General features: G+C 50.9%; 11 protein-coding genes. All 11 read left to right on the forward strand.

The features are described from left to right. Positions 1-97: 97 nt before the first annotated feature. A complete protein-coding gene (ftsH, locus tag PJDR2_RS00330; RefSeq protein ID WP_012772065.1) occupies positions 98-2,110 on the forward strand; it encodes an ATP-dependent zinc metalloprotease FtsH in 2,013 nt (670 codons plus the stop codon). Between the two features lie 331 nt (positions 2,111-2,441). Then, positions 2,442-3,509 carry a BMP family lipoprotein gene (locus PJDR2_RS00335; protein WP_012772066.1) on the forward strand — a complete coding sequence of 356 codons (1,068 nt, stop codon included), beginning with the start codon at positions 2,442-2,444 and terminating at the stop codon, positions 3,507-3,509. A gap of 110 nt (positions 3,510-3,619) precedes the next feature. Continuing rightward, a complete protein-coding gene (locus tag PJDR2_RS00340) occupies positions 3,620-5,164 on the forward strand; it encodes an ABC transporter ATP-binding protein (RefSeq protein ID WP_012772067.1) in 1,545 nt (514 codons plus the stop codon). Between the two features lie 6 nt (positions 5,165-5,170). Further along, on the forward strand, positions 5,171-6,265 hold the full coding sequence (locus PJDR2_RS00345) for an ABC transporter permease (protein ID WP_012772068.1): 1,095 nt from the start codon (positions 5,171-5,173) through the stop codon (positions 6,263-6,265). Further along, on the forward strand, positions 6,262-7,224 hold the full coding sequence (locus PJDR2_RS00350; RefSeq protein WP_012772069.1) for an ABC transporter permease: 963 nt from the start codon (positions 6,262-6,264) through the stop codon (positions 7,222-7,224). The genes PJDR2_RS00345 and PJDR2_RS00350 overlap by 4 nt, the downstream gene beginning before the upstream one ends. Before the next feature lie 250 nt (positions 7,225-7,474). Beyond that, positions 7,475-8,413, forward strand: a complete 939-nt coding sequence (gene nadA / locus PJDR2_RS00355) for a quinolinate synthase NadA (protein WP_012772070.1) — start codon at positions 7,475-7,477, stop codon at positions 8,411-8,413. 46 nt (positions 8,414-8,459) lie between these two features. Continuing rightward, complete coding sequence (gene nadB / locus PJDR2_RS00360) at positions 8,460-10,076, forward strand: L-aspartate oxidase (RefSeq protein ID WP_041613742.1); 1,617 nt, start codon at positions 8,460-8,462, stop codon at positions 10,074-10,076. After that, a complete protein-coding gene (gene nadC / locus PJDR2_RS00365; protein WP_012772072.1) occupies positions 10,069-10,953 on the forward strand; it encodes a carboxylating nicotinate-nucleotide diphosphorylase in 885 nt (294 codons plus the stop codon). Before nadB ends, nadC begins: the two co-directional genes overlap by 8 nt. Further along, a complete protein-coding gene (locus PJDR2_RS00370) occupies positions 10,950-11,720 on the forward strand; it encodes a type III pantothenate kinase (protein ID WP_012772073.1) in 771 nt (256 codons plus the stop codon). Before nadC ends, PJDR2_RS00370 begins: the two co-directional genes overlap by 4 nt. 2 nt (positions 11,721-11,722) lie before the next feature. Continuing rightward, positions 11,723-12,622 (forward strand): Hsp33 family molecular chaperone HslO, encoded by a 900-nt coding sequence (gene hslO, locus PJDR2_RS00375; RefSeq protein ID WP_012772074.1) that lies wholly within the window; start codon positions 11,723-11,725, stop codon positions 12,620-12,622. Between the two features lie 19 nt (positions 12,623-12,641). After that, positions 12,642-13,616, forward strand: coding sequence for a peptidylprolyl isomerase (locus tag PJDR2_RS00380; RefSeq protein ID WP_012772075.1), 975 nt, complete (start codon positions 12,642-12,644; stop codon positions 13,614-13,616). The last annotated feature ends 118 nt before the right edge of the window (positions 13,617-13,734 follow it).

Genomic DNA, 13,734 nt, shown 5'->3' on the forward strand with positions numbered 1-13,734 from the left:
CGGTTAAACCGGCATGTCTTCCCTCACTTTTGGTTCTATTGAGATGGAAAGTCATGCTATGTTAAAATATTAAAAGCGTCTTGAGAGGAGGTAGGGGATGAATCGGATCATCCGTAATACTGGATTTTATTTGATCATCTTTTTAGTAACGGTTGGGATTATTCAGTTTATCAGCAGCCAAAATAATACTACCGTCGGAATTCGTTACGATCAGCTTCGCCAAGCGATCAGTTCCAATAACGTGGAAGAGCTGAGCGTGAAGTACGATGGTTATACTTATTTGGTTTCAGGTAAATATAAAGAACCGCCTGCGGACTCCAAAAACGGAGAAAAGAACTTCTCCTCGCGTATAGGTCTTGAAGCGGGGCAGGATATTCTTGATGCAGAGAAGCAATACGGATTTAAGCTGAACTACAAGCCAATGGATACACCCAGCATCTGGCTTACGTTCCTTACTTCCATAATTCCGTTTGTGATCATATTTATTTTGTTCTTCTTCCTGATGAATCAAGCTCAGGGCGGCGGCGGCAAAGTAATGAACTTTGGCAAAAGCCGCGCAAGGCTGTACAACGAAGAGAAGAAGCGCATTACCTTTGAGGACGTGGCAGGTGCCGACGAAGAGAAGCAAGAGCTTGTCGAAGTCGTTGACTTCCTGAAGGATCCGCGCAAATTCAACTTGGTAGGCGCGCGTATTCCGAAGGGCGTATTGCTTGTGGGTCCTCCGGGTACAGGTAAAACGCTCCTTGCCCGTGCGGTAGCCGGCGAGGCAGGCGTGCCATTCTTCAGCATCTCCGGTTCGGACTTCGTGGAAATGTTCGTCGGTGTCGGCGCATCCCGTGTCCGCGACTTGTTCGAGAATGCGAAGAAAAACGCTCCATGTATCATCTTTATCGACGAGATCGATGCGGTTGGTCGTCAGCGCGGCGCCGGACTTGGCGGCGGACACGACGAACGCGAGCAAACGCTCAACCAATTGCTCGTTGAGATGGACGGCTTTGGTGCCAACGAAGGCATTATTATCGTCGCTGCGACGAACCGTCCGGATATTCTTGACCCGGCGCTTCTTCGTCCGGGACGCTTTGACCGTCAAATCACGGTTGACCGTCCAGACGTGAAAGGCCGCGAAGCGGTACTGAAAGTCCATGCGCGCAACAAGCCGCTTAACAAAGATGTGAAGCTTGATGTGATTGCAAAACGTACGACAGGCTTTACAGGCGCGGATCTCGAGAACCTGCTGAACGAAGCAGCGCTCCTAGCAGCCCGCCGCAACAAGAAAGACATTGCCATGCAAGAGGTTGACGAGGCGATTGACCGCGTAATCGTTGGTACGGAGAAGAAGAGCCGTGTCATCAGCGACCGCGAGAAACGTATTGTCGCTTACCACGAAGCTGGCCATACCATTGTCGGCTACTTCTTGGAGCATGCGGACATGGTACACAAGGTAACGATTATTCCGCGCGGCCGTGCCGGCGGTTACGTCATTATGCTTCCGAAGGAAGACCGTATGCTCGTAACGAAGCAAGAGCTGCTTGATAAAGTAACGGGTCTGCTTGGCGGACGCGTTGCAGAAGAATTGTTTATCGGCGAGATTGGTACTGGCGCATACAGCGACTTCAAGCAAGCGACAGGTATCGTCCGCAGCATGATCATGGAATACGGTATGAGCGATAAGCTTGGCCCGATGCAGTTCGGCCAATCGCAAGGCCAAGTATTCCTCGGCAGAGATCTTGGTCACGAGCAGAACTACTCGGATAAGATTGCTTATGAGATTGACCAAGAGATGCAAAACTTTATCAATGATTGCTATACTCGTGCGAAGCAGTTGCTTACAGAGAAGAGCAGAGAAGTGCATCTGATCGCTCAAACGCTTCTTAAAGAAGAAACGCTCGAGCTTGAGCAAATCAAGAAATTGATTGAATCCGGCGCTCTTGAAGGCGGAGATGAGCCTGCAGGAGAAGGCAGCGGAGCAGCGGAATCCTCTTCCGAGCCAATCGTGGATACGATCGGCGGCGTGAAGGTCCGCATTCAAACTCGCGACGCGGGTGAGATTACGCCTCCTGAACTGGATGAACAAAAACCAGATGACGAAGATCCAAACAAAGGATCTTAATTAGAAAGCAGCTGTCCGATGTTTGCCTGATAGCAAACATCGGACAGCTGTTTTTTGTTTGCCGTTCGGGTTTTGAGGGTATTAACTAAGAGGCTTATCCGGAGTATGTAAGCTATTTGTTCGAAAATTCCGAACATTAACCGCACAAATGTTACATAAATGGAACAGTAGATGGTGAACAAAATTTCTGTGTCAAATTAGTTGACATAATGTGATTGACGGCTGTTAGATTGTAATTATAATTAAGGAGAATAGTGGCGCTGGACATCAAGAATAATAAAGATAGTGCAATTGCCCTAAACAAAAATATAAAGCAGGGGAGAGAACAGGTATGAAGAAACAAGTTGGTTTAATGCTTATGATCATCCTGGCGTTGACATTTGTCTTGTCCGCATGCGGCAGCAAGAGCCATGACAACTCCAATAACTCTAACAAAGGCAGCAACGAGGGTGCTGCATCCCCGGGAACTTCTGGAGCAGCCTCCAAACTTAAGATTGGTATGGCAACAGACGTTGGTGGCGTTAACGACAAATCCTTTAACCAAAGCGCATGGGAAGCACTGAAGAAAGTAACGGCTGATACCGGCGCAGAAACGAAATACCTTGAATCCAAAGGCGATGCCGACATGGAGCCGAACCTGAAGGCTTTCGTATCGGAGAAATATGATCTGACTTGGGGCATCGGCTTCCTGTTTACGGATGCGATGACTAAAGTCGCAACAGAGAATCCAAACTCCAAATTCGCGCTTATCGATGCTGAAGTTGATCTGCCTAACGTTGAATCCGTATCTTTTGCGGAGAATGAAGGCTCCTTCCTCGTTGGCGTTGTTGCTGGCCTGATGACGAAAACAAACAAAATCGGTTTCGTAGGCGGCATGGAAATTCCGGTTATCAAAAAGTTCGAAGCTGGCTTTAAAGCTGGTGTAGAAGCGGTTAACCCTGAAGCTGCAAAAAGCATGAAAATTAACTATGTAGGCGACTTCTCCAAGCCTGACCTTGGTAAACAAGCGGCTGCGACGATGTATGACGCTGGCGTCGACATCATTTTCCACGCTTCCGGCGCATCCGGTAACGGCGTATTCAACGAAGCTAAATCCCGTAAAGACGCTGGTAAAGACGTTTGGGTAATCGGCGTAGACAAAGACCAATCGCTTGAATTCGGCGACGCAATTACACTGACTTCGATGATGAAGGGTGTAGAAGCGGCTGTTTATAAAGTTTCGACGGATCTGATCAACGGTACATGGCAAGGCGGCCAAGTTGTTACGCTTGGTCTGAAAGACAATGGTGTAGGTTTGCCTGAGACTTCGACGAAGAACGTTCCAGCTGATGTTCTTGCGAAAGTCGAAGAGTACAAACAAAAAATCATCAGCGGCGAGATTACAGTACCAGTCAAATAATTTTCCTTGCGAAAATGATTTGGTGTCGCTGTGTCAAGGCAAGGCCGGCAGTAAGCCGGTCTTGTCCTTTTTTGCCATACAGGTAGAAACCCCGGGGGGATGATGAAAGAATGGACCGGAGCACAACGGCTGTTGAACTAAAAGGAATAACGAAACGTTTTCCAGGGTTAGTGGCCAATGACAACATCAATTTTGAACTGAAAAAAGGCGAGATTCACGCACTGCTCGGAGAAAACGGGGCGGGCAAATCAACGCTGATGAACATTCTGTTCGGCTTGTATCAGCCTGAAGAAGGCGAGATTTGGGTTAACGGCAACAAGACCGTCATTGACGGTGCAGGCAAAGCGATTGAACTTGGGATCGGCATGGTCCATCAGCATTTCAAGCTTGTGCAGCCATTTACGGTTGCAGAGAATATCGTGCTCGGCAACGAGCCGTCGAAATTTGGTTTTCTGAAATATAGACAAGCAAATCAGAGAGTTCGGGAGCTCTCCGAACGTTACGGATTGAAAGTAGATCCGCAGATGCGGATTCAAGATATTACAGTCGGCATGCAGCAACGGGTTGAGATTCTAAAAACCCTATATCGCGGCGCCGATATTCTGATCTTCGATGAGCCGACAGCGGTATTGACGGTTCAGGAAATTGAAGAGCTGATTGAAATTTTGCGCAACCTCTCGGCGGAGGGCAAGTCGATTATTCTGATTACCCATAAGCTGAAGGAAGTTATGGCGCTGGCAGATTCGGTAACGGTTATCCGCAGGGGTAAGGTTATCCGCACTCTTCCAACGTCGGAAACAAACGAACGGCATTTGGCTGAGCTGATGGTCGGCAGAGACGTCACATTCGAGGTCGAGAAATCGAAAAAGGAACCGGGTGATGTTGTGCTGTCCGTTGATTCGCTGCGTATGAAAGGCGATCAAGGCAAGCAGGTTCTCGATGGTATCAGTTTTGACGTTCGCGCCGGTGAGATTCTTGGTATCGCAGGGGTTGACGGCAATGGCCAAAGCGAGCTTATCTACGCGATTACGGGTATGAGAGGCGTAAACGGCGGAAGCGTTAACTTAAACGGCAAGGATATTACGAACCGAACGCCGCGCGAAGTCTCGCTAGCCGGTGTAAGCCATATTCCGGAGGACCGGCACAAGCATGGTCTTGTCCTTGATTTTACGCTGAGCGAGAACATGATTCTCGGCAGTTATTTCGACCCGCAGTTCGGCAAGAACGGCTTTATCGACTTTAAGGCAATGGACACGCTGGCCGATAAGCTGGTTAACGAGTTTGATGTACGCGGCTCCGGTATTCATGCGAAAGCCCGCTCGCTCTCCGGCGGTAACCAGCAAAAGGCGATTATCGCCCGTGAGCTGTGGAAGAACCCGGATTTGCTTATTGCTGTTCAGCCAACGCGTGGTCTCGATATCGGCGCGATAGAATACGTACATAAGCGGCTTGTTGAAGCACGCAATGAAGGCAAAGCGATTCTGCTCGTTTCCTTTGAGCTGGATGAGCTGTATTCCTTGTCCGACCGGATCACGGTTATGTACGAAGGACGTTTGATGGGTGAAGTGGATGCCGATCATCGCGATGATCAACAGCTTGGTTTGATGATGGCAGGCGATGCATCCGCTGCCGCTACAGCAGAAGGGGGGAAGTAGAACGAAATGAACACGATGAGAAAAATATTCGACAAGTCTTCCTTCCTTGTGCCGTTGGTGGCGATCATTCTAGGTCTCATCTGCGGCGCGCTTGCGATGCTTGCTGGCGGATACGATCCTTGGATGGCTTATACCGCTTTGGTGAAGAAGCTGTTCGGCAGTCCTTACGATATCGGTGAAGCGATCCGTGCGATTACGCCGCTTATCTTCACAGGTATTTCGGTAGCCTTTGCTTTCCGTACGGGCCTTTTCAATATCGGTGCTGACGGTCAGTTTTTGATGGGGATGACTGGCGCAACGATTATCGGTGTAACGATGGATCTGCCATGGTACATCCATGCACCGCTTGCCATTATCGTAGGCGGACTGTTTGGCGGCCTGTGGGCGGCGCTCGCCGGTTACCTGAAGGCAGCGCGAGGCGTTAATGAGGTTATCTCCTCCATTATGCTAAACTGGATAGCCCTATTCCTGTCCAACTACATCGTAGGTACTTATCTCGTAATGGAAGGCCAGCAGAAATCCAAGCCGATTCATGAGTCGGCGCTTGTATCAATCAAATGGCTATCCGAAAGCATGGGGAATGCCCGTATGCATTGGGGGACGCTGTTTGCGATCATCGGCTTGATTGTTTTTTATGTTATCTTGTGGCGCACGAAAAAAGGCTACGAGCTCCGCGCGGTTGGACTTAATCCGAATGCCGCTCTGTATGCGGGGATGAACGTTAACCGTACGATCATTACGTCGATGTTTATTAGCGGTGTGTTCGCCGGACTTGGCGGCGTATTCGAGATTCTTGGCGTATTTGGCTATCAGACGGTCATGGCCGCATCATGGGGTTATGGCTTTGACGGTATCGCGGTTGCTCTTCTTGGCGGCAATACGCCAATCGGTGTATTCCTTGGCGCTGTGCTGTTTGGCGGATTGAGCTACGGCTCGGCGGGCATGAGCTTCGGAGCGAATGTGCCGCCGGAGATTGTACGGATCGTTATCGGATCCATCATCTTCTTTGTCGCTTCGCATGGTCTTGTGAAGTTCTTCCTGAAGCCGTTTATGGCTCGCCGTTCGAATAAAGGCAAGTCGGAAGGAGGCAGTGCCCTGTGAACGCACTAGATACAATCGGACAATTAATTAGTATTACGCTTGTCTTCTCAACCGCTTTGATTTTCACCGGACTTGGCGGCGTGTTCTCGGAGCGATCCGGTGTCGTGAACATCGGTCTTGAGGGACTAATGATTGCAGGCGCTTTTGGGGCTGCCGTATTTGCCGACCAAGCCATTCAGGGCGGAATGAAGCATGGCGCGCCATGGATTGGACTACTTGCCGGTCTGGTTCTTGGACTTGTGGTATCTCTGCTGCATGCGGTTGCCACGATAACGTTTAAAGCCGACCAGACCATTGTAGGCGTCGTTATTAATATTTTGGCAGCGGGTCTTGCCATTTATCTGACGAAGAGCTTGTATGAAGGCTCCGGACAAACACCAACGCTGGAATATGTATTTAATCCGGTCGCTATTCCGGGACTATCCGATATTCCTTTGCTCGGCAAAGGTATCTTCACCGCTTACCCAACCACTTATATTGTGATCGGGGTTGTTATTCTCAGCTATATCGTTCTGTACCGTACAACCTTTGGTCTCCGCCTTCGTGCAGTGGGCGAGCATCCAAGCTCGGCTGATACGGTTGGCATCAGCGTAACGAAGTACCGTTATATCGGCGTTATGCTGAGCGGTGCTTTGGCCGGACTTGGCGGTGCAACGATTGCGCTGACAACAACAAGCAACTTTGCCCACAATACGATTTCCGGGCAAGGCTTTATTGCGATTGCTGCCGTTATTTTCGGCAAATGGAATCCGCTTGGCGTAGCCGGCGCGGCGATCTTCTTCGGGATGGCGCAAGCGCTTCGGAACTGGGCGCAGCTGTTCGAATGGTCGCATCATATTCCGAATGAATTTTTCTATATGCTGCCGTACCTGCTAACGCTAATTGTGCTTGCAGGCGCAGTGGGACGCTCGGCGGCGCCAGGCGCGCTTGGCGAGCCGTATGATCCGGCGAAAAGGTAGCCGGGATCCCTTTGCAGCAGTTGTTTATGCCCTCTTCTCCACTTCATGCAAAATTTGCTGCGGAGAAGAGGTTTTTTATTGTCTAAATACATTGACAGCATCCTGCACCTGGAGTAAATTAAACCTTAACAAAAGAATCATAAATAGGCCATTGACTTTGAAATAGTTTGTGCATCAATTCACAAAGTCTGGGTAGCCATATTCGGAATGGGACTCATCGCCCATCCCTCATAAGAGGAGAGGATCAACTGTGGAAGCACTGGCGCTGGAACGCAAGGCGGAACAGAATCGTGAACTGCGTGAAAGGCTCATGCAATTGAAGAAGGAACGTAATGCCATCATTCTTGCCCATTATTATCAACGAGACGAAATTCAAGAGGTGGCCGATTTCCGCGGGGATTCGTTCCTGCTTGCGCAAAAGGCTGCGCAAACCGACGCGGACGTTATTGTTTTTTGCGGCGTTCATTTTATGGGAGAGAGCGCGAAAATCCTTGCTCCCAACAAGACCGTCATTATTCCCGACGAACGTGCCGGCTGCCCGATGGCCGACATGGTTAACGTGGACGGCTTGCGCAAGCTGAAGGCACAGCATCCGAACGCGACCGTCGTTACGTATATTAACTCTTCTGCAGAGATCAAGGCGGAGACGGATATTTGCTGTACCTCGGCCAACGCCGTTAAAGTGGTGAACTCGGTTGAAGGCGATGAAGTGATCTGGGTACCGGACAAAAACCTTGGCCATTACGTGCAGCAGAACACCGACAAGAAAATGATTATCTGGGAAGGCTACTGCAACACCCATGATATGCTGACCGTGAAAGACGTTGAGGAGATGAAGGCGAAATATCCGAACGCTCAATTTGTCGTGCATCCGGAATGCCGTCCTGAAGTTGTAGAGCTGGGCGATTTCGTAGGCAGTACAACAGCCATTATTAAATATTGCAAGGAGTCGGATTGTCAGGAGTTTATCGTCGGTACGGAAGACGGTACCGGCTACCAGCTGCGTCTGGACAGCCCGAACAAGACATTCCATTTTGCATCCAAATATTTGGTTTGCCCGAATATGAAAGTGAACAACTTGAAGAAGCTGGTGAAGTGCCTGGAAACCATGCAGCCTCAAATTTACGTTCCTGATCATGTTGCGGACGAAGCCCGTAAGTCCCTGGAGCGCATGTTACTCGTTAAATAGGAGGAGCATGCGCTACTCCTATGCTTGGAGGCGCATTACGAAGATGATGATACCAAGATACCTTGTTGATCTGTCGCTCGAGGACTTGCCGGTAATAGAGAAGGACGTTATTGTGATTGGGGCCGGCATCGCCGGTCTTTTTACCGCACTTCGGGCAAGCGAGAATAATCAGTCTGTCTTAATGATTACGAAAAAATCACTGCTCGACAGCAATACGCGTTACGCGCAGGGCGGTATCGCAGCCGTAATCTCGGATGACGATTCTCCTGCTTACCACCGTGAAGATACGCTTATTGCAGGGGCTGGCCTCTGCTCCGAGGATGCCGTTAACGTTCTGGTTCATGAAGGACCGGAAGGGGTTAACAATCTGATCAGCATGGGGACCCAGTTCGACCTGGAGAACGGTGAATTTGCGCTGACCAAGGAAGGCGCGCATAGCCAGCGCCGTATTCTTCATGCCAATGGCGATGCGACGGGTTATGAAATCGTGCGTGCTCTCTCGGAGAAGGCGACAGCCGACCCGGGCATAGATGTATGGGACGATCATTTTGTGATCGATCTTGTTACGCAGGACGGCGAATGCTGCGGAGCGATCGTGCAGAAGCCTGACGGACACCGTTTATACGTTCGAGGAAAAGCGACGATTCTGTGTTCCGGAGGGACGGGACAATTATACCGTTATACAACAAACCCGGATGTAGCAACCGGAGACGGTATTGCAATGGCTTACCGGGCAGGCGCGCTTATTCAGGACATGGAGTTTGTGCAATTCCATCCGACTTCGCTATGTTATCCCGGCGCCCCGCGTTTCTTGATCTCGGAGGCCGTTCGCGGAGAAGGCGCTTATCTGCGCAATATTCGGGGCGAGCGGTTTATGGATCGTTACCATCATCAGCTGGAGCTGGCGCCGCGCGATGTTGTGGCGCGTGCTATTGTTAGCGAAATGGAAGAGACGAAGTCGACCTTCGTTTATCTGGATATCACGCATGAGTCGCCCGAAATGGTGAAGCATCGTTTCCCTACGATTTACGAGTTCTGTCTGCAGTACGGGCTGGATCTGACAACCGACTGGATTCCGGTCGCGCCGGCTGCCCATTATATGATGGGCGGAGTCAAAACCGATCTGTTCGGGGAAACCAATATAAGAAGACTGTTTGCTTGCGGAGAAGTATCATCTACTGGCGTTCACGGCGCAAACCGACTTGCGAGCAATTCATTGTCCGAAGCGATTGTATTTGGCAAAAGGATTGTAGACAGCATTATGAAGCTGTCGGACCTGGAGACGAAGCCTGTTATTGAGAAGGATAAATTACGCACCAGTGCGCCTATGCAGGCTGTAGTCGAGAAAAGGCTGAAGCTGCAGAAGGTGATGGTGCGGTATGCGGGGCTTCGCCGTGACGCGCTTGGGCTTGAGAGAGGGCTTGATGAATTGAAGCGGCAGTTGCCGTTCTTCCAATCGGTTCTGGCCAAACGCGAGGAATACGAGTTCGCAAACCTGCTGACCTGCGCGATTCTGACTACGGAATCCGCGCTTCAGAGGGAAGAAAGCCGAGGCGGCCATTTCCGGGAAGACTTCCCGGAGAAGAATGACGAGGTATGGCGCAAGCATACCGTTATGCACCGGCTGCAAGGAACGACAGAGGAGCGAATTATTCATGTTTGATACAACATTTGGCACATATAACCATGCCCTGCGCGAGCAAATTCGCAGTTGGCTGGCTGAAGATATCGGAAGCGGCGATATTACGACGGCAACAACGATTCCGATGGGCTCGCATTCTACAGCGGTGATCCATGTGAAGGAGAGCGGGATTATTGCCGGTCTTCCGGTTGCGCAGATTGTCTTCGAAATTGTGGATCCGGAGCTTCAGTTCGAAGCAAAAGTACAAGACGGCGAACATGTAGAGAAGGGTACGGTCATCGCAACCGTAGAAGGCAGTACCCATAGTCTGCTTACGGGCGAGCGTCTGGCGCTTAACCTGATGCAGCGCCTGTCCGGCATCGCAACAAAGACGAATGCTTTTGTAGCGGCGCTGGAAGGCTTGCCTGTCCGTCTGGTGGATACGCGCAAAACAACGCCAGGCCACCGGATGCTGGAGAAGTATGCGGTCCGTGTTGGCGGAGGGGCAAATCACCGTTTTGGTTTATACGACGCCGTAATGATCAAAGATAATCATATCAAGGGTGCAGGCGGAATCCGCCAGGCCGTTGAAGCATCCCGTGCGGCAATTCCACATACAATGAAGATCGAGGTAGAGGCGGAGTCTCTCGGGCAGGTAGAAGAAGCTCTGGCAAGCGGCGCGGATATCATTATGCTCGACAATATGGCATCGACCTTGATGACGGAAGCGGTAAGCCTCATTAAGTCGCGCTCGCCTCATGTTATAGTAGAAGCATCGGGCAACGTGCGTTTGGATACGGTTCGCGCTATTGCAGCCTGCGGCGTGGATGTCATTTCCGTCGGCGGCTTGACCTATTCGTTTAATGCCCTTGATATCAGTCTGGATTTGAATGAGAAAAAAGGAGGCGCGCGGGCGTGATTTTAGTAATCGATGTGGGCAACACAAACATCGTTCTGGGCGTCTATAAGGGCAAGGATTTGCTGCATCACTGGCGGCTCAGCACGAACCGTTCGGCGACCGTCGATGAATACGGCATGAACATTCATAATCTGTTCCACTATGCGGGAATCCGGATGGAGCAGATCGAAGGCGTTATTATTTCTTCGGTTGTTCCGCCGCTCATGCGTGCCCTCGAACAGCTGTGCATGAAATATTTGCGCAAGACGCCGCTTGTCGTTGGTCCCGGCATTAAAACAGGGCTTAATATCCGCTATGAGAATCCGCGCGAGGTCGGAGCCGACCGGATCGTGAACTCCGTTGCGGGTATCGTGAAATACGGCTCGCCGCTTATCGTTGTCGATTTCGGCACGGCCACAACGTTTGACTATATCGATGCTTCGGGAAGCTACCTGGGCGGAGCGATTGTGCCCGGCATCGGCATTTCCACGGAAGCCTTGTACCAGCGTGCGGCAAAGCTGCCGCGTATTGAACTAGTCAAGCCGAAGAGTGTCATCGGCCGCAATCCCGTCACGTCCATGCAAGCCGGTATCATCTACGGTTACGCCGGACAAGTTGACGGTATCGTGAACCGGATTAGAAAAGAGTTTCAGGTAAGCCCACGCGTTGTAGCGACGGGTGGGCTGGCAGAGTTAATTAGCACGGAATCGGAAACGATAGAAGAAGTTGATCCACTTCTGACGTTGGAGGGATTGCGCATTATTTACGAACGGAATCAGGAGGGATAAACATGGAGCAGTTACCAGACGTACTTGTCCGGGGTACGGCGTGGGGAGGTAAAATTCGCGTTTTTGCAGCTTGCACAACACAGCTTGTAAACGAGTTGCAATGGCGCCATCAGACATTGCCGACCGCAACAGCCGCCTTCGGGCGCACGGCAACGGCCGCAGCAATCATGGGAGCAATGCTGAAGGGCGAGGAGCAGCTAACGGTAAAAGTAAAAGGCGACGGTCCAATCGGCCAAATCGTCGTTGACGCGAATGCGCATGGCGAGGTGCGCGGGTATGTCGATAATCCGGATGTTCTTCTGCCAAGCAACGAGCACGGGAAGATTGACGTTGCCGGCGGGGTTGGCCGGAACGGTTATCTCCACATTATCAAGGATCTGGGCCTGAAGGATCCTTATCTCGGCAGCGTACCGATTATATCGGGCGAGCTGGGCGAGGATTTCACTTATTATTTTGCCGTATCCGAACAGACGCCTTCCGCGGTTGGACTTGGCGTACTTGTTGAGCCTGATGGAAGAGTCACTCATGCCGGGGGCTTTATTTTGCAGCTTTTGCCCGGTCTTACCGACGAAGAAATTACCCGTCTTGAACAGGCTATCGGTTCCATTCCGCATGTGACGAAGCTGATGGAGCAAGGCGAAACGCCGGAAGGTATCCTGCGGCTCCTTGTAGGCGATGATCTGCATATTCACGATTCGCTGGAGCTGAAGTTCCAGTGTAAATGCTCGCGGGATCGTGTAGAGCAGACGCTCATCAGTCTCGGGGTATCGGAGCTGGAGCAGATCATTGAGGAAGACGGCAAGGCAGAAGTAGTCTGCCATTATTGCAATGAGGCTTACACGTTTGACGGGGAACAGCTGCAAGAGCTGATAGACCAGGCGAAGCCGAATCTGGTGCAATAATGCCGGGGGCATCGGGGAAATGAAGAAATACGGGGTATTAAAAGCAGTTGTTGTTCTTCAAGCGATCTGTATGATTGTACTAAGCGTGGCGGTTATTGTGAAGTTGTCTCCGTTCTCGGACGATCCCGACAAGCATGATCCCGATTCGGAGACAAAGGCGCAAGCCGGGGATACGCCAAGCGATTCCGATCACGCATACAGCGATGGAATCGCAGCAACGGTAGGCGGGTTCCCGATTACGGCCGAGGATCTGGCTGAGCAGCTCAAGCGGCAGTATGGCGATAATGTGCTGCGGACAATGATGGTTCACAAGGCCATTGATTTGGAAGCAGAGGCTCAGCAGCTAAGCTTGTCCTCCGAAGAAGAGGAGCGGGAGCTTACCTCTATGATGGACGGCTATGATAGCGAAGAAGTTTTTTATGAAGTGATGAAAGATCAGCTCGGCATGACGAAGAGTGATGTAGAGGAAGATGTAAAGTATCGTCTTCTGCTCGAGAAGATTGCTATTCTAACCGTTAATCTGTCCGAAGTGGAGATCGAGAATTACATAGCAGCTCATCCGGAGCAATTCGCGGATCGGCTAAGGCTTCATGTACAATGGATTGTCACGGATACGGAGAAGGAAGCGGACGATGTGCTTGATAAGCTCACGGCAGGCGATTCATTCGAACAGCTCGCGCTGGAGTATTCGAAGGATGCGAATACATCGGATGCGGGCGGGGACCTTGGTCTTATCGATTCGGATGATCCGTTCTATGATGCCGAAATGATGGAGGAAGCCAGCAGGCTGCAGACCGGCGAATCAACCGGACCCATAAAGGTTCCGGAAGGCTATGCGGTTATTCGCGTGCTGGAGCGCCAGAAAACAGAGGGTCTATCCGGCCATGTCCTGTATGATACCGCCCGCAAGGAGCTGGCATTGTCCAAAGCTAAGCCGCTTAATGAGATCGAGGATGGTTTGCTCGAGAAATACAACGCAGAGATTACCCCTTAGGAGCACTTATCTATCATCTGGAAGCCGCCCGGCAGGGCGGCTTCTCCCTTATCCTGTCAATTCAAGAAAGAAACTATTGACAACGGATACGAGAGATTGATAAGATGTTAGTAGTGAA

Origin of the sequence: Paenibacillus sp. JDR-2, assembly GCF_000023585.1 — a bacterium.
In the GTDB taxonomy this organism is placed as follows: Bacteria; Bacillota; Bacilli; order Paenibacillales; family Paenibacillaceae; genus Pristimantibacillus.

What these genes read in the sequence shown, in the direction of transcription:
- ftsH (WP_012772065.1), top strand. Translation starts at nt 98, where the DNA reads ATGAATCGGATCATCCGTAATACTGGATTTTATTTGATCATCTTTTTA.
- PJDR2_RS00335 (WP_012772066.1), top strand. Translation starts at nt 2,442, where the DNA reads ATGAAGAAACAAGTTGGTTTAATGCTTATGATCATCCTGGCGTTGACA.
- PJDR2_RS00340 (WP_012772067.1), top strand. Translation starts at nt 3,620, where the DNA reads ATGGACCGGAGCACAACGGCTGTTGAACTAAAAGGAATAACGAAACGT.
- PJDR2_RS00345 (WP_012772068.1), top strand. Translation starts at nt 5,171, where the DNA reads ATGAACACGATGAGAAAAATATTCGACAAGTCTTCCTTCCTTGTGCCG.
- nadB (WP_041613742.1), top strand. Translation starts at nt 8,460, where the DNA reads ATGATACCAAGATACCTTGTTGATCTGTCGCTCGAGGACTTGCCGGTA.
- nadC (WP_012772072.1), top strand. Translation starts at nt 10,069, where the DNA reads ATGTTTGATACAACATTTGGCACATATAACCATGCCCTGCGCGAGCAA.
- hslO (WP_012772074.1), top strand. Translation starts at nt 11,723, where the DNA reads ATGGAGCAGTTACCAGACGTACTTGTCCGGGGTACGGCGTGGGGAGGT.
- PJDR2_RS00380 (WP_012772075.1), top strand. Translation starts at nt 12,642, where the DNA reads ATGAAGAAATACGGGGTATTAAAAGCAGTTGTTGTTCTTCAAGCGATC.